The organism is Ralstonia flatus, assembly GCF_958439105.1.
Taxonomy (GTDB): Bacteria; Pseudomonadota; Gammaproteobacteria; order Burkholderiales; family Burkholderiaceae; genus Ralstonia; species Ralstonia flatus.
Window position 1 is genome coordinate 153,694 of record NZ_CAUDLI010000008.1, and the last position, 19,171, is coordinate 172,864.

Below are 19,171 nucleotides of genomic sequence, written 5' to 3' on the forward strand. Positions count from 1 at the left end.
CAAGCTTTGTCTGACAAGGGCGGACGAGGATCGCGAAAAAGCGCTTGCCCGGAAATGCATTTCCGACCGGATTCTTCATCACTCACGGCAGCCGCCGGACTACGGCGGACGAGAACAGACAGCGTCGTCCGCCACACAGTGATGGAGAAATCATGTCCAAACAAGAACACGCCGCTGTTTCGCGGCAATCCATTCCGAACTGCCAAGGTGTGGCAGCGGATGCGAGCCTGACGACTCGCCAGCTCGACAAGGCATCACGCATCCTTCGGATGAAGGAGCTCGTCGAGCGCACGGGCTTGTCGCGTGCGACCATCTACGTGCTCATCGCTAGCGATCCGATGTTTCCCAAGAAGATCCCGTTGACGGAACGCGCAATCGGATTCTTGGAATTGGACGTCGAGCGTTGGATTGCGTCGCGTGCGGAAGCGCGCGCAGCTACGTAATTGGGGGCAGGATGACTACTTTTGCCCCGATTCCATGTCTTCAAGGCGAAGCCAGTGTCCACGGCCGTGCTCACCACGATTTCGCCAGCAAGTCCCTTTTGCCGCTGACGGCGGTGTTCGCAGCGTCCGCCACCGCAGTGTCGCTTGGCATCGCGACGTGCGGAGGCTGGCAGCGTGGCGGCACGCTCACGGAGCAGGTGATGAGCGTCGCTTTGGGGGGTGTGGCCGTTCTGTACGTCCACCTGTTGCCCATGCGCTGGAATGCGTTCCACGCGCTTTCGCGGGCGGCCACTTTCGTCTTGTGGTGTGTCAGCGTTGTGGTCGTGCTGTACGGGCAGGTTGCATTTTTCATGGTCTCGCAGCAGCACGCCGGCAATCTGCGGGCAGCAACGGTTCCAGCACCCGTCGTGCGGCCCAGCATGAACCTTCCGCCTGGCCGTACTCTGACCGAGATCGCAGTAGACACCGCCAAGGTTGGTGCCGACCTCGCGCGTGTTGAAGCGCGACGCTGCACGGCCGATTGCCCCGCGCTTAAGGCGCGCAAGACAATCCTGGCCGCGCAACTCGCGGCGCTGAATACCGAGGCCGGTGAGGTGCGCCGCCGCGAAGCGGAAGAGGATCGCCTGACCGCGCAGGCTGACCAGACCGAAACACTGCGCGCGACGCTGCGTGCCGATCCAGTCGCGTCGACGGTCGCGTCTTGGTTTGGCACGACAGAACGCCGACTCGAACTGATGCTGGCGGTCGCGTGCGCGGTCGTGCTCGAAGGCGCGGCCATCGTGGGCTGGCTGCTAGTAGCGATTACCACACGACAGGCCTGCGGTCACGAAACGGGCGGCTCCGGTCGCAAGGGGGACTTGCCAAAGCATGACGCAGTGGCGTCGGAACCTAGCACGGTCGCGTCTGCGCGGACCCATGTACCTGACGACCGTATGGCCCATGTCGATGGCCCGCTAGCGGTCGCTCTCGATCAAGCAGTTCCGGGAGCAGAAAGCTCCGGTCGCGTGGTCTTGTCCGAGGACGAACATCTGCTGGCCAAGATTCATGAGGCCGTCGTGACGGGGCAGATCAAGGCGACGCAGGAGTCAATCCGCACCTTTCTTCGTTGCGGGCAGCCGAAGGCCGGCAATTTGAACCGCCAGTACCTAGCTCGCTTTGGCCGCGTGGCCAACAAAGGAAACAACACCGAAAACGCTGTGGGGGCGCAGCCTGACGCTGCATCCTCGCACGTTCCGCCGCTTATCGCGCATGCGCAGCAAGAGCCCAATGTCCATGCGCAGGCTGGTGCATTGCCTGCGATGGCAGACGCATGAAGGGGATAGACGTGCCAATTCTGGAGTATTCAGACGGGCGTGCGATCCATCAGCCGCCGAAAATGCAGGGTAGTTTTCCGACGCATGCTTTCCCCTCCATCATGGGGGACGCCATTCGAGAAGCCAGCCAGACGCTCAATCTACCGGTGGAACTGCCAGCTCAAGCAGCGCTCGGGGCAGTGTCACTGGTCAGTCAGAACTTCATCAGCGTCAAGTGTCCGAACTATGCCCCCGCGCCGTGCGCCCTTTTTTTGATGGCAGTGAGCGATTCCAGTGCTGGGAAATCACCGGCGGAGGAGCGCTTTCTTCGCGCGGTGAAGGCGTTTGAGCTTAGACAGGAAGAAGATCGTGCGGCCGGGATGCCGATCTACCATGCTGAACTGAAAATTTGGCGTGATGACGATCTGCGGCTTGCTAAGGACTACCGGGATGCCGAGCCGGGTTCAGCGGAAGCTCAGAACATTCGCGAGATGCGTCTGCAGCATGAGCGGGATCGACCCGTGGAGCCTTTGGTTCGGGAACTTCGATATGGAGAACTGTCGCCACAGGGACTGCGGGATGCGCTGGTGGCCAACGGCGCTGTCGGTATTCTCTCGCCGGAAGCCGACCCGGTTATTAACGGGATGACTTTCAGCCAGCCTGCGATCCTCAGCGGTTACTGGAGCGGCGAGGATCGCCCTGTGGGCCTTGCTAGCGGAAAGCGTCGCCCTCCGGCACCGCAATTGACCATCGAGGTCATGTGTCAAACACCCAAGTTCGCGGACTATATGACGAGTCGCGGCAGGGACGCATTCAGTACGGGCTTGTTCGCGCGAATGTTGGTCATGGCTCCCCAATGCAATGACATGGCGCAACAGGAGACGTGCATTGAGGAGGTGCCGGAGCCGAAGCTTAAGCTTTTCAACGAGCGGGTTACACGCATTTTGAGCCAAGCTATCCCAGCTCCTCGTGACCGCGTCGTGCTGCATCTGTCGGAGCATGCAAAACGCTACTGGAAAGCCTATAAAGACGCTATTTCTGCCGAGCTTAACTCAGACTACTCGATAGAAATCAAACTGTTCTTCCGGAAGCTTGCTCAGCAAGCGAGTCGAATTGCCGCATTGTTTCACTACATCGAGGACCAGCCTGGAGATATTTCCGCCGAAGCAATGAGGAATGCGATTACCCTCTGCGAGTGGTACACGTTTGAATATGTACGCATCTTCACGCCGTACGCTCCGTCTGAGGGACAAAAGTGTACGGCGTGGGCAGAAAAGCTCTTGGCATGGCTTCAAGATGTAGATACGGGCCGGTTGTTCTACCGGAACCTGCGGATTGGCGAATATACGGAGCGAGACCTGAGAAACTACTCAAGCCTTCGAGGTGATCATCAGGCATTGCAGGCGGCAATTGATATTCTTCAGCAACAAGGTCATATCGCCGTGGTGTGCGGTAAGAAAGGTGGGCGCGTGATCATATACCCAGCATTGCGCACGAGTCAGCAGTATCCATACCAGCCGTTCCCTTCGAATGTTCAATTCGCGGCGAACCCGAACCTAACAATCCCGACTAGATGGAATAGCCATCTTGGTGAATGGGGAAATGGCTAGGTTTGGTTGGGGGGAAAGGGCCGTGTAGTTGAACCGGCATTAGTTCCATCACGAGTAGGCTCCATGATCGCGATCTTGGGGCTTTTTTTTGTCGTCCGATGAGCGCGTAGCCGACGATCTTTGGTACGCGTCGTCATCAATCCACTGTCAACCCGTTCCGATGCGTGCCGCTTTCCGCCCGCAAGCTCGCCCAAAAATGAGCAGATTGTGATTGCTACATCCACTACCGTAGCATTTGTAGCAGCGTAGCTTTGCGAGGTGCCGTGCCATCATCCTGCGCGATTGCGCTAGGTTTGGGCTTGGACGCACATACGTTTTTGATCGCGTGGCAGAGGTATGCGGTCTTCGCTCAGAGCGAGACGTGACGCCTGTCCCAATACTGACTAGATTTTGAGGGCAATCTGATCTGTGGGCGGCGTCCATCTGTTTATGAGTGGTGCCATATTTTTGCCCGCTTCGCCTTGTGAAGGTAGAGAAAAGAGGCTTTGCTCTTTCGTCTTTGTCGGGATAACTCTGCAGTGCAGGATAACCAGGAAATCCTCGAATCTATTGGCAATTCTGTCGCGTCGCGACCGGAGATTATCGTGGTTCCGGCGGTGCGCCATTTCCTCTCTTCTATATTAGGATAGAACGGAGTAATTATTAATCAATAATTATCAGCATAATCATCGACACCAAACAAAAATAAAGCATCAACACCCACTACAAACACAACAACAAAACCTACTTCTACAACCAACTTGGGACCCTCTACTCAAACGACATAGCTTTCTCCTACACACACGCTCATGCAACGCATGAGTGGAGCGGTGAAGGTAGGTAATGGTCGGTAGCGTTTACTAGATTAAAAATTACAACACTCATTCATCTCTTGACGGAACGAAACAGGAGATGAACATGAGTGGTGAATTTGGTAGAGGTAATGAAGGCGTAGGGAGAGCCCCTCCCGCGACTTGCGTGGGTGCATATGGCGCAGCCAGCAATGTGCAACGGTGCTGGGAGCTAGGGGAATACAGCTTGCTCTATCAGCAGCTTGTGGACTTTATGACAAGCGTGCTGGACGGAGACCAGCTTCCGTTCGAGATTCGCAGTGATCGGGGTCGAAAGATTGCTGTCCGTAACGTCGCTCCCCGAGGGTTGAAAAACCTCACAAGCTATTTCGATCAGTGCAGGACGTTGATGGACCTGTACTGGCCTGACTACGCTTACACGGCCGATTTCCAACTGTTCTTCGATTGTTACCGGGAGCACCTGTTCGGTCAGTGGGGCCTGGGCAGGAACCCGAACGCGCTGTACGCGAATGACTTGCTTGAGGCGGAGATGTTCAATGATTTCGTCGCTTACCTTCGAAGGCAAGCAATCGAACGCGGAGTACGTGCGAAGTTGTGGGAGTTGCGCAAACGCGGGGTGCAATACCAGTACGAAGCGATCGACCGCTGGTTCGAGTTCGATATCCCCAAGGGAGGACGGTTGCTGCCGGTGCGGGTGGATCTGTACTACCAAGAAGCAGCGGTGACGTATCAGGACGCCATGCCCCGTACAGGGTGGCGACTGGGCGCGTTTGGTGATTGGGTGCAGGTGCCTGTTGCGGCCAATGCATGGGGTGGCATGGCTGAGCATCGCTCTCGTTTCGACGTGCGAGCTGCGCTACGAGACCGAGAAGCCTTCTTCGGAAGTCGCAATGCGGAGTTGTTCAACAGCTTGGCGGGCTATGTCTGCAAGTTGGAAATGGGCGGTGATCGCCATGCGTACCACTTCCACGCGCTGTTCTTGTTCTACGCTAGTCCTGGCTACGGCGTGCCCCACTGGGTCAATCTGATCGATGGGCACTGGCGGCGCGTCACAGGCGGACAGGGCTTGGTGTATGACTGCAGTGCGAGGTCAGATCGACACGCGTTGGAGCAGCGGGGCTTGTGGGCCTTAGATTCGCTGGTAAGCGGTGATGCTCAGCAACTAGCGAAATTGAAGCACTACGTTCTGAATTATTTCGCCAAGGACGAGCAGATGTTGCGAGTGAAGCCGACCCCCAAGGCCCGCACCCTGACGACGGGCCGCATCTGTTGAGGACATCACCCCTCAAGTTGGAAGCCCATCGTACCGATCTCCATCCTACTGGTCTCGTACTGGCGGGCAGTGCGAGCCTAAAGTCTATTTCCGAACTGGAGGTTGCATTGACGCTTACAGAACTGGTGAAACCCGTGAGAGGCCGCAGTGTCTTCAAAGTTTTGGAATGGATTACTATCGTTTCCGTCGCCGCTCCCGCCGCCATGATGCTGTTCCGGCAGCCTGTGTGGCCCTTGGTATGGGCCTCGTTAGCGCTCATCGTTACATCGACCACTCTACAATGCGCGATTCTGTGGGCGGCGATTGGCTATTGGCGCACCACCCCTGATCAGGTCGCCAACGCGCAACGAATTAAGGTTCTTGTGCGGTACCAAGTCGAATTCGTCAACGTCGCGGGGTGGTTGCTCGGTTTCGTCGCGGTTGCCTTTTATGCTTGGATTCTTAGCACTGGACATGATGCGCCGGCATCTGCGAAAAACGCGATGAGCCTAGCGGCTGCATTGGTGGGACTATCAATTGCTGTCGGCGGTGGTTCACGCAAGCTGCTTCTCGCGGCGGATGATCGCTTCCGTCCTCAGCCATAGTCTGCTTCCGCTAGCGGACCTCATGTTCGACAGTTGGTGGAGTGGTTCCGCGCAATCGCAGAAGGTGATCTTTCTCTCCCTTCTTGACTTCGACGACAGCATCCAACGCTTTTAGCATCTCACTGAAGCTCGCGTAGCCATGGTCCTTGGGATTGAAGGTTGGGTCCAATCGCTTGATCATCGGCAAGACACTCGCCTTGTAGACCCAGGCATCTCCCTTAGACTCGGCTAACAAGCGGATCGCGCGCCGGAGCATGTCCGCAGCGAGATCTCTCGGTGGAGCGGAAGCATCCGCTGCTGCTGTCGGTTTCGCTTCCTCAGCGGAGGCCGGCTCTACTAGGCTGTCGTTGTACCGGAATTCGTGGCAGCTTTTTGCCCAGTGCTTGTTGGTGTTCCTGCGATTGCCGATACCGATGAGAGTGCGGCCTGCGGCTTTAATCTTCTGGGCAACCGGCATGAAGTCGCTGTCACCGCCGATGGTGGGCCTATCAAGTCCAAAGCTGACGTTTCGTCAGCGCAATTTGTACTGCCTGTTCGATCTGGACGCCTTGCCCGAGGATGAGTTGGCGAAGCTAGAAGCCAGGGCTACCGCCTTGGGGGACTACATCCTTGCCGGCCACCTGCTGCGTGATGTGGATGGCCGCTGGGGCAAGTAGGGCTCACCTAACATAGACGATGCCCCAGTTCGGTGGAAACGTCTGGAATATTTCTGCTGCTCTGGGGGATGACGCTACCCAAGGAGAGCGCCCTGCGTGGGCGCCGTGCTTGTTGCCTGCCGGAATCCAGCGAATACAGCGATGCCGGAGCAGTTCTCCTGGATCGAAGTGATGTTCCTTGTGCTCCCGATTTTTCGGTGGGACGCATTCAGAGGGCGTCTACGTCTGGACGGCCCCCTTGCTGTCGAAGCCATTTGGCCGCATTTCGATGGCGCGCTACAACCCCGCCTCTGCCAGTAACTCCGACGGTTTGCAATCGAGTGCCTGCGCAATTCTCAGTACGTTGAGCAGCGTCACATTGCGCTCACCGCGTTCGATCTTGCCCATATGCGAGCGATCGATTTCGGCGCGGTCGGCAAGGGCTTCCTGCGAGAGCAGGGCTGCCTTGCGCCGTGCGCGCACGGCTGCGCCGAGCAGCCCGAGCTGACCGTCCTTGTCTGTTTTGAATGACACCCTTGGCATGCTGCAATCGTCACGTTATGATTGCTTTACAGCCACGGTATTTACGACCCATTTTTTCTTGGGAAGTGCCCTGCTTTGGCTCCGTTTCCACCCACACTCTCTTTGTCCGTCACCGATCCACATGAAAACTGCCCTGGCACATAAAAAGACGCGTTTCCTGACCCTTCCCGGCGCACTGGCCATCGCGGCGGCGCTTGCCTTGACAGCATGTGGCGGTGGGGGCGATGGCAGCAGCACATCCACGCCTGGCAGCGGCACGCCGTCCGGGCCGGCGCCGCAGGACGCGGTCAGCCAGTCTTCCGCCGCGCTGGTCGCCCAAGTGGGCGCCACCACCGTGCCGGGTGCCACCGCGACCGCACAGGCATTCGATCTCACCGCAGACATTGGTGACACGTGGCGTCTGGTGCTGAATCAGAACGGCACGTTCACGATCAAAGTGCTGTCCACTCAGTACAACCTGACGGGCACCTCGGGCACGTTCACGCAATCGACCAGCGGCAACATCATTACGTTCGCCGGGGCAAGCGGCAGCTTCACGCTCAAGCTCGACACGCGCACCCAGACTATTTCCGGCACAGTCACGCTCGGTTCCCGAACGTCCGGCGTGGCGGGCTCGGGCTATACCGTGCCGGCCGATACCACCAAGCTCGCGGGCGACTACTTCTACATTGGTGCGACCCGTAACGCGGCCAACGGTGCGTCGCCGTCGTTTGTTGGCGGCACGTTCCGCATTGCCGCCAACGGTACCGACATGACGCTGTGCGACGGTGGCCTGATCAACGCATCGGGTTCGTGCGATGCCGTAGCGGGCAGCAACTCCCCCGGCCAGTTTTCGCTCAAGCTGGTGAAGAACACCACGGACGGACTGACGCACGTTCAACTCGCGGGTTCGGATTTCGGCCTGCTGAGCTTCCAGGCCGGCGATCGCGGTCCGGTTCTGCTGATCGACCGTTTTGGCTACAACCAGGCCACGCCGCCTGTGCTGCGCACTGGTGCGGTGTATGCGGCCAAGCAGCAGCCACTGGCCGGAACCGAAGCCAACGGCACGTGGGAATGCATGGATCGCGGCACGCTGATCGGCACTGCGACGTTCAACGGCACGACCGTGCAGACTGCAGACACCACTGGGCAACCAACGGCGGAAACGCTGTACTACAACAACATCAGCACCAACACCGGGTTGGTGGCGGTCAACGGTGCGGCGACCTCCGTGGTAAATGGGCAGGCCGCCAGCGCAGGGGTGATCGTTTTGCCGCTGTCGTCCAGCCTGCTCGTGGTGGAGCGCGATGCAGCGCAATCGGTGGCTGTCTGTCACGTCAAGGGCTGATCGCCTGAGCCGCCTCACTCGGCGGTAACCGAAACGCTCATGGTCTCGCGGGTGCCATGAGCGTTTTTTTATTGGGCGCGCTGCGCTGGCCAACCGGTGTCAATTCCGCAGATAGCGGGCATAAGCTGCCCGCACGCCTGGGCTTTCAGCAAGGATAGCCTCGCAGAGGCTGGGGAACTGTTCAAGCAACGCGAGCAGCGGATAGCTATCTTGCTCTGCAAGAAAGCCGTCCTGCCGGCAATCGACGGTGTATTGGCTGCGGCCATCCCAGATCAGGATCTGCGGATACACCAGCGCGATGAAGACCTCGCCGATGTCGGCATTGCTGTCGGCCTTGAAGAGATCAGGGATGGCGTCTTGAAAGAACCGCAGCGGTGTTTTGCTGATGGCGTTCACGATCGTGGCGAACCTGCGGTAATTATGAAAAGAAGCACGGCGCTCGCTTAGCGAGCAGGGCGAACCGCACCCTTGGCCGCCGAGTGCGGCGGAGGGGGCGGTCCTTCCGGGGACCGCGCTACTGCGCCGCCAGAACGTTGCCCTGCTTGTCAACCAGGGCGACCTTGACGATCTGCGCGGTGACGATCTTCTGCGCCGTGTCGGCGTTCTGGTAGTAGCCGTACACCGTGAGCTTGACCGCGTCATAGCGGGCACGCTGGGCCTCGATCGAACGCGCGGTAGCTTCGCTGTCGACGCCCAGGTAACGGAATGCATCGCCGTTGCTGAAGCCGAGCTTGTACTCACCGTTGTCGAAGAAGTAGCGGTAGGCGCCGGCCTCCCACAGCGAGTTGTCCAGCGGGAAGCCTTTCTGTTCAAAGCTGTACTTCCCGATGGGGTTGGGGATCGTCATCTTGAAATAGCGGTGCGACTTGGCGGCGGCGATATCCGCATCGATCTTGGGCGTGAGCGCGGTGAGCAGGTCGTGCTTACGGAACTCGTCGGCCGCGCGGGCGTAGTCCTTGGAGACGCTGTTGGCGACTTGCGCATAGTCGGGCGGCATGCCCGTGAGTGCCAGGTACGTGTACATGAGTTGGTTGCCGCTATCGAGCGTGATATAGCTGCTGTCAGGTGTGGCCTTGTCGGCCTTCGGCAGCGCTTCGCGCGCAGCGGTTGCTTGTGCCTCACGCACGGCCTGCGGCGAAGTAGCCTGTGCCAGATTGGGGGCGGTCTGGACAGTAGCCTGGGCTTTGGTGGCATCGGTTGCCTTGTCGCCGCACGCGGCCAGGGGCAGGGCGCCGGAGAGCGCAAACAACAGCGCGCAGGTGCGGGCAATGTGGCGGGTGGAGCAAATCGTCAGCATGGTGATCTCCAGGAGTGAGCTGCAGGGATGCGTGAAACGTGAGGCTGGGATCAGCCGCGCTTGGCGAAGAACTTCAGCACGCCGGTGGCCGCGAAATACAGGCTCACCGCACAGCCGAGATAGCCGCCCGCGCCAATCGAGATCGCACGCATGACTTCGCGCGTCATGGCCCCGACGACGTCGGCCGCACCATTGCCGCCAAACGCCATGGCCGCGCCCTGCGCTTGCGACAGGCTGCTGCTGATGCCCGAGTAGAAGGCCAAGGCAATGCCAAGCAGGAACAGCAGCGGCAGGCAATTGGCCAGTTGCGCGCGCGCATCGCGCACGAAGTACGACGCAGCGGGACCCGCCAGCGCCACGATGGTCAGCACGCCGTACATGCCGGCGCTGCCGCCGTTACCGCTGAGCGCCGCCATGGCATCGCCGGAAGCATTGAGCACGCCCAGCAGTTTCCACAGGCTCATACCCATCTTCATGCCCGGCGTCAGTTGCACCGAGACCGTGTTCAGCGCGAACCAAGCCACTGCCAGCAGGCCCGTCCCTACCAGCGTGCCCATGCCCACCCGCGCTGCCAGTTGGCCGCCGTGGGCCTTGACCGCAGCCATGGCTTCGTCGGCTTTCTCGCGTGCGAGTTGGGCGTCGGGCACCGCCAAGAGCGCGGTGAGCGCGCCGGTTTCGTCAAACTGCGCATCGACCGTCATGTTCACGGCAGGCGCTTCACTTGAGCGCCAGATGCCTTCAAGCGTGAACGAATATTGGTGGCCGTCGACGATGACCAGGCCAGGGCCGGTGCGCGTATCGCGCAAGATTTTTCCGCGTTGCTGCATGGTGTGTTCTTCCTGTTGGAGGTTGCCGTGAAGTGGTGTTTCCACAGGCGTTGCGCGTCGTGCAGTCGCGCTGTGGATACCCTCTATTCGCAGCGACGATGCGAAACCGGAAGACATTTTTTTTGAGGCAGGCGGCCGAGCAGGCGCACACGGGAACACGCTCGGCAGTGGCGTGTGCCAAGCCGAGGTGTGCGACGCAGAGAAAAGGCGGGGTGGGCCGTTACTGGGCCTTGCGGGTGGCGGCGCTGAACATGTTCATCAGCGATTGCGGCGTGACTTGCCCGGTTTCCGCCTGCACCTGGAAGAGGTTGAGCCGAGCGGGCATGTACCCCTGCGCAGCAGCGGCCTCGTAGTAGCGGCGCGCTTTTGCCACATCGCGTGTGGTGCCGTGCCCGAGGTAGAACATTTCGCCCAGCTCATTGAGTGCATAGGGCATGTCTTGTGCGGCCGCCAGTCGGAACCAGCGCATTGCGATGGTGTTGCTGCGGCTGATCTGTGTACCCGCGCCAAAGCCATTGCGGTAGGCGGTGCCCAGTACCGAGGCCGCTACCACATTGCCGCCCCGCGCCTGGCGTTCCAGGCGAGGCAGGTCGTCGCGATTGACACCTTTGGCTTCGCGCTCGATCTGCTGGGTCAACATCATCTGCTCGTCCTGGCCAGCGGTCTGGAACCACTGCAGCAGGGGTTTGCCATCGGCGGTGCTGACGGGTGCCGCTTCGCCGGATGCAGGCACGGCGCCGCGCGCGGGCGTGCCATCCACGTTGCGTCCTGGGCGCGCGAGCATAAGACGGGCTTGTGTGTTGGGGGCTGGCACGAGTGCAAAGTCGCCGACCAGCGAGGTGGCGATCCACGGCCGCTGCTCGTCGCGCGTGCTGGCGCGTACGTCGGTCATGACGTGCTTCATGACGTCTTCGATGGACATGCCCGGGCGTGTGAGCCAGTTCGACAGCGCCTGCGCGAATGGGCCATTGGCGCCGCGTCCGTCCAGTGCGCGCTCGCCGGGTTGCGTCGCGTAGGCCACCAGCATGCCGTTGGCGGGCTTCTGCGCTACGAAGCCGGCTGGCGCACCCCCACCGCGATAGGTACCGCTGAAGCCGCCTTCATCGGGGTCGTTGCGGCAGGCGTCGAGCATGAGCAGCGACAGATGCGCGCCGCTATCTTTCAGCCGGGTGATCAGGTAATCGACCGGCATGGCCGTTTGCGACAACGCATCTGGTCGATCCAGGGGCGCGCCGACCGGAATCAGATAGTTGCGCCCCCGGATCTGCATGCCATGGCCGGCGTAGTAGAACGCAGCGGCGCCGCCGGCCTTCATGTGCTCTGCCAATCGGCCGAGCGCCTGGTAAAGCGTGTCGCGATCGGCATTGACGAGCAGTTCGGTGGCGTAGCCGGCCTGCTTGAGGCGTGCGGCGATCAGGCGGGCGTCGTTCTCGGCGTTGTGCAATGCGTACCGGCCGGGGTAGCGCGTGTTGCCGATCACCACCGCAAACTTGGGCGCGCTGCGATAGTCGATGACCTCGGCCTGCGTAGATGCGGATGCGACCGGCGCCGGTGTGCCGGCAGTCGCCGGCGCGGCGCCGGAACACAGCAGCCAGGTCGCAATGGCCGTGACGGCGAGCCGCATACCGCTGCTTGAGCGTGTGTGCGGCCCGTTCATGGTCGGGGTCTGGTGATGTGCGCGTCGAGCACGATGCCTGTTGCCTTGAGTCTGTCGAGCGCCTGCTGGGCGTCACCCTCGCGCGCGGTAATCCACATCATGCCTTGCGCATCGGGGCCTCGAACGATCTCGAGCTTGAGCGCCGCCAGCGTCTTGCGCAGCTCACCCAACGTCACGCCATCGGCAAACACGGCCTGGATGAGCGGGGAGGAGGTCGCCGAGCCGCCTTCCGTGCCGCGGAAGACCGGCGCGTTGGCATCGGTCCTCAATTGCTCCAGGCGCATGGTTTGCACGCCGGCCAGCAATGCCAGCGCCACGATCGACGCGAACGCCCAGGCACCGGCTGCCGGCCGTTGCCACCAATCCATCATGCGTTGCCACCAGGGCTGTGCGAGTGTGCGCTGCTGGTTCTTGGCAGACGGCAGCTTGGGTAGCGCATCAAACGGTACAAGCGGTTCGGTGTGTGCGGCGGCGCGGGCGTGCACGGCGGCACGGGTGTGCTCGACGAGCACGCGATCCGCATGGGCGGTTTCGGCCAATTCCGGATGCGCGGCAATCATGTTGGCCATCCAGGCCTGCTCTGCGGCGTCGAGCTTGCCGCAAGCGAACAGGAACGACTGCGCTTCAAAGCGCGCTACGTCTTCGCTCTTCATTTGGTGGTCTCCTTGCCCATGCCGAGCTTGCGGCCCAGGCACGTGCGCATGCGTTTGGCCGCCTCGCGTACCCAACCGCGCACCCGTTCGGTATTGAGCAGATTGTCCTCGGGCATGTGGGCCTGCAGGACCGTCATCATGCCGTCGTAGGTCAGGTCTTCATCGATCGCCAGTTCCATCGCCAGCCGGTAGTTCGGGTCGCTGCCGGGCGGCAGCGTTTCAAGACATGCCAAAGCGGCTGCAACGACTTGCTTCTGGTATACGGCATCGGACACTTCATCATGCGGTAGCACCGGGCACACCAGGCTGCTGAGCACCTCGCTAGGGCGGTCTTCATCGGCAGAGGCGTCGCTGGTATCGACGGCGGTGCCGCCGTTGCGCAGGGCATCACGAACGCGCACTTCCTTGTAGTGCTTACGCAGTTCGGTGAGCGTGCAGTACCGTGTGATGCCTTGCACCCAGGTCTTGACCGAGGCGCGCTTCGGGTCGTACGTATGCGCGGTCTTCAGGATCTGCAGCCACGTCTCCTGCACCGCCACGACGGCGATCTCCTGATTGAACTTCGCCGTTTGCAAGGCGCACAGGTCGATGGTCTTGTAGATGCGGTTATAGAACTCCCGCTGCGCACGCTCTACGGCACGGCCATTGGCACCGGAGTCGCTGAACTTGCGCAGCAAGTGTGCAAGCTCTTGGTTTTCGAAATCGTCGCGAATCATTCACAAGGTTCCCGCGTGGTGTTCTTCCAAGCCCAGCCCGAGGAGGGTTCGTGTCGGGCAGGCGCAACCGGCTCTATGTGGAGATGCATGAGTGTCGTTCAGTTCAGGGTGATACTGGCCACTCCAGTAGTACGTGCGTGCTGCATGGTATCGGCAAACATCGTGACAGAACGCATGATTGTCCGCACTGCGCGAGACAAGCGGCGCTCCCACGCGGTCTGGTCATCGAACAAGAGCTCGACGGTGAACCACACCGAGCCTGCCTGTGTATGGGCTTTGACCAGCTTCATGCGGCGATTGACCTCGTCGAGCGCGGCCAGTGCCTGTTGCATCTCCAGTTCGGAGTCGATGCTCCAGACGTTGGGCAGGATCAGTTTGGCGAAGTCAGGGTCGTCGTTGTCAAAGCACAATGCGTAATTCATACCCTCACGCTTGAAGCGGATGTCGCCGTCTTCATCGAGTTCAGCTGGATAGCCTTCGGTGCGCAGGTAGTTGAGCAAGTAGTTGACGTGATGATTCATGGCTTCCTCTAAGTCACGCTGATGTTGGCCAGGCCTGACAGCGATACACATGTGCACTGCGTGGCAGGTTGGTGACTTCTTATTCGGTGAGGAAGGCAAAAACCGGAAGAAAATTTTTTCGTGGGAAGACTCAGCAGTTGGCAGCGGGTTCGTACAGGGTATGGAACACATCTGCTGCCACGACGGCCTGGTCACCGGGGCCGTATTGAACCAACCAGTCGCCTGGCCGGCCCGAGAGTGTTTGCCCGCTTGCGATGTTGACCTGGAATGCCGTGTCCTGGCGCCGCGCCAGAATTTCACGCACACGCTTGGCAAACAGGCCATCGGTATCCGGGGCGTGCCCTTCGTTTGCCGGGACATAAGTGGCATCGAAACGCGCACGCGCAATCGGCCAGTGTTCTCCTTTGGGGCCAGTCATCAGAGCATCACCGGCCTGGTATCGCACGGGTCCCTCCAGCGTCTGGATGATGCCGTCGCTTGTGGCAAAGCGCACGGCCAGTACAACCGGACGGCTGCGAAACAACGCCGCAGCAGGGTCGTTGCGCAAATCGACGTTGATGGGAAAGGACATATTCATGCGAGTTGGGACGTGCAGAAGCGGGAGCGGGCCCGCCGCTGCATCCTAGGCCACCTGGACGTCCTTGTCACGCAGGGTGACGTGCCAGCCGAGGGCCTCGCGAATGACGAGGTCATAGAACGTGGTGACCTGTTGGCGCAGTCCGTCACCGGCGTCTTCCGCATGCGGGTCGACCTGTTGTTCGAGTGTCTTGAGCGATTTGCTCATCTCTTCTGACTGCTCTGCGAGTTTGGCGAATTCACCGGAGGCAAGGATGCCGTGGCAAGCCGCCGCGAGCGCCGGCAAGCCGGCGGCTAGTACCGACAGGATCGGGTGATGCCACACGAAATGACTCAAGCAGGCGAGCAGCGTCAGGTAGAAGCACGCATCTGCAATGCGGTGCAGTCGGTGGTGGATGCGGTGATAGCGATGCGCGTTGCCTTGGTGATACGCGCGCTGGCTGGCAATCAGCTCTGCGAAATAGCGGCGGTAGCGCGTGTTGTAGACCGCATCTTCCGGCGCATCCGGACACTTGGCGGAAAGTTCGGCCAGGTGCATCGCGATTTTGAGGCTTTCCTGCCCCGCTTCACCCAGAAGATTGTTTGCCGACAGCTTACTTCCAGGAAAACCCAGCATCAAATCTGCGTAACGAACCTGTTCAGCCGCCAGCCGCATGGTTGCCCACTGACCGCGCCAACCCTGGTTGATCCTGCGCAGGCCAATTCGCTTGAGAAAGCGGCTGGGGAAGGACGCATCGAGCTCGGAATCGCGGCCATACCAGTGGATCAGCAGAATGGTCGAGATGCATACCAGTTCGGACAGCGTCAGCACCCACGCGTAGGTGTGCAACTCGTGCTCGGGGATCAGGCCGCTCAATGGAATTAGGGCCAGCACCACGGCAACGAAACCCAGCGAGAAGTTGATCAGAAACGCGGCACGATAGCGATTGCTGTAGCGCGTCGATTCGGCTTCGTAGTCGGTATCCGGCGCGAGCAGCGCAGGCACGTACAAAGGCGTGACGCTCGGGCCGGCATGCGGTTGGCCACCCATCCTGTTACGGAAGGTCAGGAAGATCCATGCAAAGATGCGATCGGGCAGGGTCGGCAGTGCTGTCATGAGATGGGAAGAAAAGGCAAAAGGGAACGCAGTACATGGCGCAGGAAACCGCTGTTTTCCTGCGCAGCGCGCGCTAAGCGCCGTGCCTCCAAAGGCTAGGCCCGGCTGCCGGATTCCAGCCAGCGCGCTTGTTCGAGTTGGCCAGCGTTGCGCAGATGCTGCAAAAGCCAGCCCTGCAGTTCATCGCGCATTTCAGGCAGGCTGGAGCCGTAGGTAACGAAAGCTTCTAACAACGGCCGCACGCGTGGCCACTGCTTCAATTCGATCATGCAGATGGCCAGAAACGTCGTGTTGAGGAGCAACGGGATGAAATCGGTGTTGTCCTGCGGTTCGTGGGTCAGTGCATATTCGAGTAGTTCAGCCGCCTCATCCCAACGTGCGACACCGAGCAGCGACTGTCCCGTCGCTCGGGCGCAGCGTGCACGCAGCAAGGCCTCTTGTGGGAAGGGAGGCGTCTGCGTTGCGAGTACCGCAAAGCCTGCAGTGACTGCCTCATCGAACTTGGACTGGGAACGCAGGGCGTTGATGAGCGGGAAGCCCATCAACAGCCGCACGCGGCCACCCTCGGCTCCAGGCAAGTCGTAGCTCATCAGCATTGCGCGGCGCGCCAGTGCTTCCGTGAGCGTGAAGTGAGGCGTTCCCAACAGCAGCGGCATGGCGCAACTGATGAGCACCAATTGCAGTTCCGGGTCGGTTGACGGAGCCATCTCGATCAACGCCTGCAGCACCGCGTCGAGCGTTGCGCTCCACGGGGAGCCGTCGATCTCGCCATCGACGATCAAGCCCATCAAGATGCCAAGGCTTGACGGTGGCAAGGCGGCCTGCGGCGCTTCAGCCCACGCGCGGATGCGTGGAGCGATCACATCGAGTGCTTCGGCAACACGCCCTTGGTTGACCAGTGCCACCCCAAGTTGGTAGTCAAAATGCCCGGCTTCGGGAATATGCTGTCCGGCAATCACGCCTCGCGCGAGGCGCTCCAGGTCGGCCCAGCATTCGAATTGCGTCAGCAAACGTCCAAGCAAATACGGCCACGTCGAGTCCGTACTCTCGACGGTCATGTCAATCAGTGGCGTCAGCGAGAAGCCCTTGTTGACCAGCACGCGCCAACCCTCGAACAGGAGTCCGCTGTCGGAGACGAACAGCGCACCGATGTTGTTCCGGACGCTCAACGTTTCATACAGGCCTTGCACGTCGTCCGGGCCACCCGCATGTGTGGCGAGCCAGATCATTTGCTGCGTGCGTTCGATCAGCCCAGTGACATCCCAGGGCTCGGGCACCGCACCGATGTAGGCGGCCAAACGACGGCGTGTGTCCGCCTGCGCTGGCGCATCGGGGGCGTCACCAAAGCAATGCTTGAAAAGGATGTTGCGCAGGTGCGCGTTGCGCAGCCGCCAACTGCCGCCAACGTCGACCAGAGCAGGTTCAGCCAGACCCTGCCACGTCATCCATTGCAGCGTGCTCAGCCCCAAGCCCGCGCTCGACGTAAAAAAATCGTCCGGCACGCCCTGGCGTGCCAGGCACAAGACCTCCAGCATGCCGCGCCACCGGTCGCTGTCCCGGTGCCCGGCGCCAACATACCCCAGCCACGCTTGCAGCGAATGCAGGAATGCCTGCTCGATGGTCGACATGCCGGCATAGACGTCCAGCGTGGCATCCAACGTCTCGAACAGAGCGCTGTGGCGAAGCTCGTCGAGCACCAACGTCAGAAAGAACGGCGACCCCGCGAGCGGCATGCTGACGAGCTTGTGCATGGCCTGCGTGTCGAGCGATTTGCGATACCGGGCCAGGTATTCACGCGCAAAGGTCTCGCGCTCTTCGGGCCTCAGATCCCCGACGGAGCGGACATTGAACGCCCCCGTCGCGCGCTCGCCAAGGGCGGCGTCCGTTGTGGTCAGGATGATCGCAAGGCGGGGGTTTTGCACCAGTCCCAGCAGATCCACCAAGTCGGTGGCACCGCCTAGCAGGTCAATATCGGTGATCTGCAGGATGACGGGGCGTTCGATCCCCTGGAGCAATTCGCGCAGGCCGGTACGCCCGAGCGGTTGCGATGGTGGAATGGCGCTGAACGCTGCCATAGCACTGCGAATGAAGCCGAATGCGCCGTCCACGTTGGTGACGACACCCGTGCGGCAGTGCAGGGCGATCACTGGCGCGCCAAGTTCCCAGAACCGTGTGAGCGTCGCGAGGCCCATGGCTTCGTGGGCCTTGCCGATGCCGGGCGGGCCGACCAATATCAGCCGGATGTTGCCCGGCTGGTCCTTGTCGGCCCACGCGCGCGTCACGGCATCGGCCTGCGGGTCACGTTGCTCAAAGATGACGCGCTCGGCATCCATGACGTCGTTCAGCGTCTGGTTGGCTTGCCAGCCCAGCGGCAGTGGCGCTGCCGTTTGCTGCTGAACTGCTGCAACGCTTCGCGCGACACGCATGATCGCAGCGGTGATTGCGCGCTCGATGTCCTCTCCCAGTTCCTGCACCGAGCGGTAACCATCCATCCGTACCAGGCCCCGTTCGCGCAGCGCTTGCTTGAGTGCCTCCTGGCGTGCAGTGCCAGTAGCGTCGGCTTCGTAATAAACCTGCGTGGCGTTGGGCTCGGCCGTGTGCTGAGCGAACATGCGCGTCAGTTCGGGCGAGCGATTGTAGAAGAAGGCATGGCCGGTCATTTCCGGCGTGTCGAGCACGCCGTAGCGGATCTCCATTTCGGTGACGCTGTACGCCTCCCGACGGGCGCGGCCACGCATCTCCAGACTGGATTCGCCGTTGGTGCGGCTTCCCATGGCCTGATCAAGCGCATCGAGTGCCGCTGTATCGGGAATCCAGCCGTAGCGTTCTCCGAGCAGGCCGATGAAGAAGGGTGGGCAGGCGCGGCATCGGTCGATCTCGTCCAGGCAGATCGCCACGGTTTCGCCGCGATGCGCTTCCTCCGCCGTAATGCCCCAACGCAGATCGATTTCCTGGAGCAGCACCCCGTGAGACTGCGCCAGACGCTTCAAGCGCGGAAACACGACCGTCACCAGATAGTTGCGCTCGACCTGCATGTCGCGAAACGTCGACGACAGAAAAACGCGAATCGTGCGCTGATTGCGGAAGACCGGCGTGGAGAAGCGCGCACGAAGGTCATCGACCTCCTCGCGGCAGCCATCGGGGCCCTGCCGGAACCAGTGCGTCGCCTCGCCGTCATGTTGCGGTGCGAGCAGCGTCAGCCCCGGCGCATCGCTGTGGATTTCTTCAGCGTTCGGGTTGAAGCGCAAATCTGCCGTGTCAACGTGCGGTGCAGCCACGGGTGCCTGCCACTGATACATCTGCCCCTTGTCTTCGTACATGAACGTCCTT

Annotated in this window: 19 protein-coding genes; 7 read left to right on the forward strand and 12 right to left on the reverse strand. The window is 60.9% G+C overall.

All coding sequences use genetic code 11. The features are described from left to right. The first annotated feature begins 152 nt into the window (after positions 1-152). The 5 genes from R2676_RS18495 (at position 153) to R2676_RS18515 (ending at position 5,993) form a co-directional block, all read left to right on the forward strand. Complete coding sequence (locus R2676_RS18495) at positions 153-443, forward strand: helix-turn-helix transcriptional regulator (protein WP_206274095.1); 291 nt, start codon at positions 153-155, stop codon at positions 441-443. Positions 444-454: 11 nt separating this feature from the next. Beyond that, on the forward strand, positions 455-1,756 hold the full coding sequence (locus tag R2676_RS18500) for a hypothetical protein (protein WP_206274094.1): 1,302 nt from the start codon (positions 455-457) through the stop codon (positions 1,754-1,756). Between the two features lie 11 nt (positions 1,757-1,767). Then, positions 1,768-3,345: a DUF3987 domain-containing protein gene (locus tag R2676_RS18505; protein WP_316887280.1), complete on the forward strand. Its 1,578-nt coding sequence runs from the start codon at positions 1,768-1,770 to the stop codon at positions 3,343-3,345. A gap of 1,017 nt (positions 3,346-4,362) precedes the next feature. Continuing rightward, a complete protein-coding gene (locus tag R2676_RS18510; RefSeq protein WP_206274092.1) occupies positions 4,363-5,409 on the forward strand; it encodes a hypothetical protein in 1,047 nt (348 codons plus the stop codon). A 17-nt stretch (positions 5,410-5,426) separates the two neighbouring features. Further along, on the forward strand, positions 5,427-5,993 hold the full coding sequence (locus R2676_RS18515; RefSeq protein ID WP_316887281.1) for a hypothetical protein: 567 nt from the start codon (positions 5,427-5,429) through the stop codon (positions 5,991-5,993). 10 nt (positions 5,994-6,003) lie between these two features. Here R2676_RS18515 and R2676_RS18520 read toward each other — a convergent pair whose 3' ends face one another. Continuing rightward, entirely contained in the window at positions 6,004-6,450 is a 447-nt protein-coding gene (locus R2676_RS18520; RefSeq protein ID WP_206274090.1) for an OST-HTH/LOTUS domain-containing protein, read from the reverse strand. Between R2676_RS18520 and R2676_RS18525 the strand changes: the two genes are divergently transcribed. Then, positions 6,449-6,649, forward strand: coding sequence for a hypothetical protein (locus tag R2676_RS18525; protein WP_316887283.1), 201 nt, complete (start codon positions 6,449-6,451; stop codon positions 6,647-6,649). The two genes, R2676_RS18520 and R2676_RS18525, sit on opposite strands and share 2 nt — an antisense overlap. A gap of 276 nt (positions 6,650-6,925) precedes the next feature. On the opposite strand, the gene R2676_RS18530 is transcribed toward R2676_RS18525, so the two are convergent. Beyond that, complete coding sequence (locus R2676_RS18530; protein WP_206274088.1) at positions 6,926-7,171, reverse strand: helix-turn-helix domain-containing protein; 246 nt, start codon at positions 7,169-7,171, stop codon at positions 6,926-6,928. Positions 7,172-7,292: 121 nt separating this feature from the next. Here R2676_RS18530 and R2676_RS18535 point away from each other — a divergent pair, with 121 nt between their 5' ends. Continuing rightward, the gene (locus R2676_RS18535) at positions 7,293-8,498 is read left to right on the forward strand and encodes a hypothetical protein (protein WP_206274087.1); all 1,206 of its coding nucleotides are present in this window, start codon (positions 7,293-7,295) and stop codon (positions 8,496-8,498) included. Positions 8,499-8,597: 99 nt separating this feature from the next. Here R2676_RS18535 and R2676_RS18540 read toward each other — a convergent pair whose 3' ends face one another. From R2676_RS18540 to R2676_RS18585, 10 genes are all read right to left on the reverse strand, one after another. Further along, positions 8,598-8,894 (reverse strand): hypothetical protein, encoded by a 297-nt coding sequence (locus R2676_RS18540; RefSeq protein WP_206274086.1) that lies wholly within the window; start codon positions 8,892-8,894, stop codon positions 8,598-8,600. A 118-nt stretch (positions 8,895-9,012) separates the two neighbouring features. Then, the gene (locus tag R2676_RS18545) at positions 9,013-9,795 is read right to left on the reverse strand and encodes a hypothetical protein (protein ID WP_206274085.1); all 783 of its coding nucleotides are present in this window, start codon (positions 9,793-9,795) and stop codon (positions 9,013-9,015) included. Between the two features lie 50 nt (positions 9,796-9,845). After that, the gene (locus R2676_RS18550) at positions 9,846-10,622 is read right to left on the reverse strand and encodes a hypothetical protein (protein WP_316887285.1); all 777 of its coding nucleotides are present in this window, start codon (positions 10,620-10,622) and stop codon (positions 9,846-9,848) included. Between the two features lie 220 nt (positions 10,623-10,842). Then, positions 10,843-12,246 carry a caspase family protein gene (locus tag R2676_RS18555; protein ID WP_316887286.1) on the reverse strand — a complete coding sequence of 468 codons (1,404 nt, stop codon included), beginning with the start codon at positions 12,244-12,246 and terminating at the stop codon, positions 10,843-10,845. A 29-nt stretch (positions 12,247-12,275) separates the two neighbouring features. Further along, positions 12,276-12,932, reverse strand: coding sequence for a hypothetical protein (locus R2676_RS18560; protein WP_206274082.1), 657 nt, complete (start codon positions 12,930-12,932; stop codon positions 12,276-12,278). Further along, complete coding sequence (locus R2676_RS18565) at positions 12,929-13,648, reverse strand: RNA polymerase sigma factor (RefSeq protein WP_206274081.1); 720 nt, start codon at positions 13,646-13,648, stop codon at positions 12,929-12,931. The genes R2676_RS18560 and R2676_RS18565 overlap by 4 nt, the downstream gene beginning before the upstream one ends. Positions 13,649-13,746: 98 nt before the next feature. Then, the gene (locus tag R2676_RS18570) at positions 13,747-14,169 is read right to left on the reverse strand and encodes a T3SS (YopN, CesT) and YbjN peptide-binding chaperone 1 (RefSeq protein WP_206274080.1); all 423 of its coding nucleotides are present in this window, start codon (positions 14,167-14,169) and stop codon (positions 13,747-13,749) included. Positions 14,170-14,299: 130 nt separating this feature from the next. Beyond that, positions 14,300-14,746, reverse strand: coding sequence for a PGDYG domain-containing protein (locus R2676_RS18575; protein ID WP_206274079.1), 447 nt, complete (start codon positions 14,744-14,746; stop codon positions 14,300-14,302). 45 nt (positions 14,747-14,791) lie between these two features. Further along, positions 14,792-15,841, reverse strand: a complete 1,050-nt coding sequence (locus R2676_RS18580) for a hypothetical protein (RefSeq protein ID WP_206274078.1) — start codon at positions 15,839-15,841, stop codon at positions 14,792-14,794. A gap of 95 nt (positions 15,842-15,936) precedes the next feature. Then, positions 15,937-19,161: a DUF4062 domain-containing protein gene (locus tag R2676_RS18585; protein ID WP_206274077.1), complete on the reverse strand. Its 3,225-nt coding sequence runs from the start codon at positions 19,159-19,161 to the stop codon at positions 15,937-15,939. Positions 19,162-19,171: the final 10 nt, after the last annotated feature.

Excerpts from the sequence above, each read along its gene's own strand:
- R2676_RS18495 (WP_206274095.1), top strand. The coding sequence starts at position 153 with ATGTCCAAACAAGAACACGCCGCTGTTTCGCGGCAATCCATTCCGAAC.
- R2676_RS18500 (WP_206274094.1), top strand. The coding sequence starts at position 455 with ATGACTACTTTTGCCCCGATTCCATGTCTTCAAGGCGAAGCCAGTGTC.
- R2676_RS18525 (WP_316887283.1), top strand. The coding sequence starts at position 6,449 with ATGAAGTCGCTGTCACCGCCGATGGTGGGCCTATCAAGTCCAAAGCTG.
- R2676_RS18520 (WP_206274090.1), bottom strand. The coding sequence starts at position 6,450 with ATGCCGGTTGCCCAGAAGATTAAAGCCGCAGGCCGCACTCTCATCGGT.
- R2676_RS18530 (WP_206274088.1), bottom strand. The coding sequence starts at position 7,171 with ATGCCAAGGGTGTCATTCAAAACAGACAAGGACGGTCAGCTCGGGCTG.
- R2676_RS18535 (WP_206274087.1), top strand. The coding sequence starts at position 7,293 with ATGAAAACTGCCCTGGCACATAAAAAGACGCGTTTCCTGACCCTTCCC.
- R2676_RS18545 (WP_206274085.1), bottom strand. The coding sequence starts at position 9,795 with ATGCTGACGATTTGCTCCACCCGCCACATTGCCCGCACCTGCGCGCTG.
- R2676_RS18550 (WP_316887285.1), bottom strand. The coding sequence starts at position 10,622 with ATGCAGCAACGCGGAAAAATCTTGCGCGATACGCGCACCGGCCCTGGC.
- R2676_RS18555 (WP_316887286.1), bottom strand. The coding sequence starts at position 12,246 with ATGCGGCTCGCCGTCACGGCCATTGCGACCTGGCTGCTGTGTTCCGGC.
- R2676_RS18560 (WP_206274082.1), bottom strand. The coding sequence starts at position 12,932 with ATGAAGAGCGAAGACGTAGCGCGCTTTGAAGCGCAGTCGTTCCTGTTC.
- R2676_RS18565 (WP_206274081.1), bottom strand. The coding sequence starts at position 13,648 with ATGATTCGCGACGATTTCGAAAACCAAGAGCTTGCACACTTGCTGCGC.
- R2676_RS18570 (WP_206274080.1), bottom strand. The coding sequence starts at position 14,169 with ATGAATCATCACGTCAACTACTTGCTCAACTACCTGCGCACCGAAGGC.
- R2676_RS18575 (WP_206274079.1), bottom strand. The coding sequence starts at position 14,746 with ATGAATATGTCCTTTCCCATCAACGTCGATTTGCGCAACGACCCTGCT.
- R2676_RS18580 (WP_206274078.1), bottom strand. The coding sequence starts at position 15,841 with ATGACAGCACTGCCGACCCTGCCCGATCGCATCTTTGCATGGATCTTC.
- R2676_RS18585 (WP_206274077.1), bottom strand. The coding sequence starts at position 19,161 with ATGTACGAAGACAAGGGGCAGATGTATCAGTGGCAGGCACCCGTGGCT.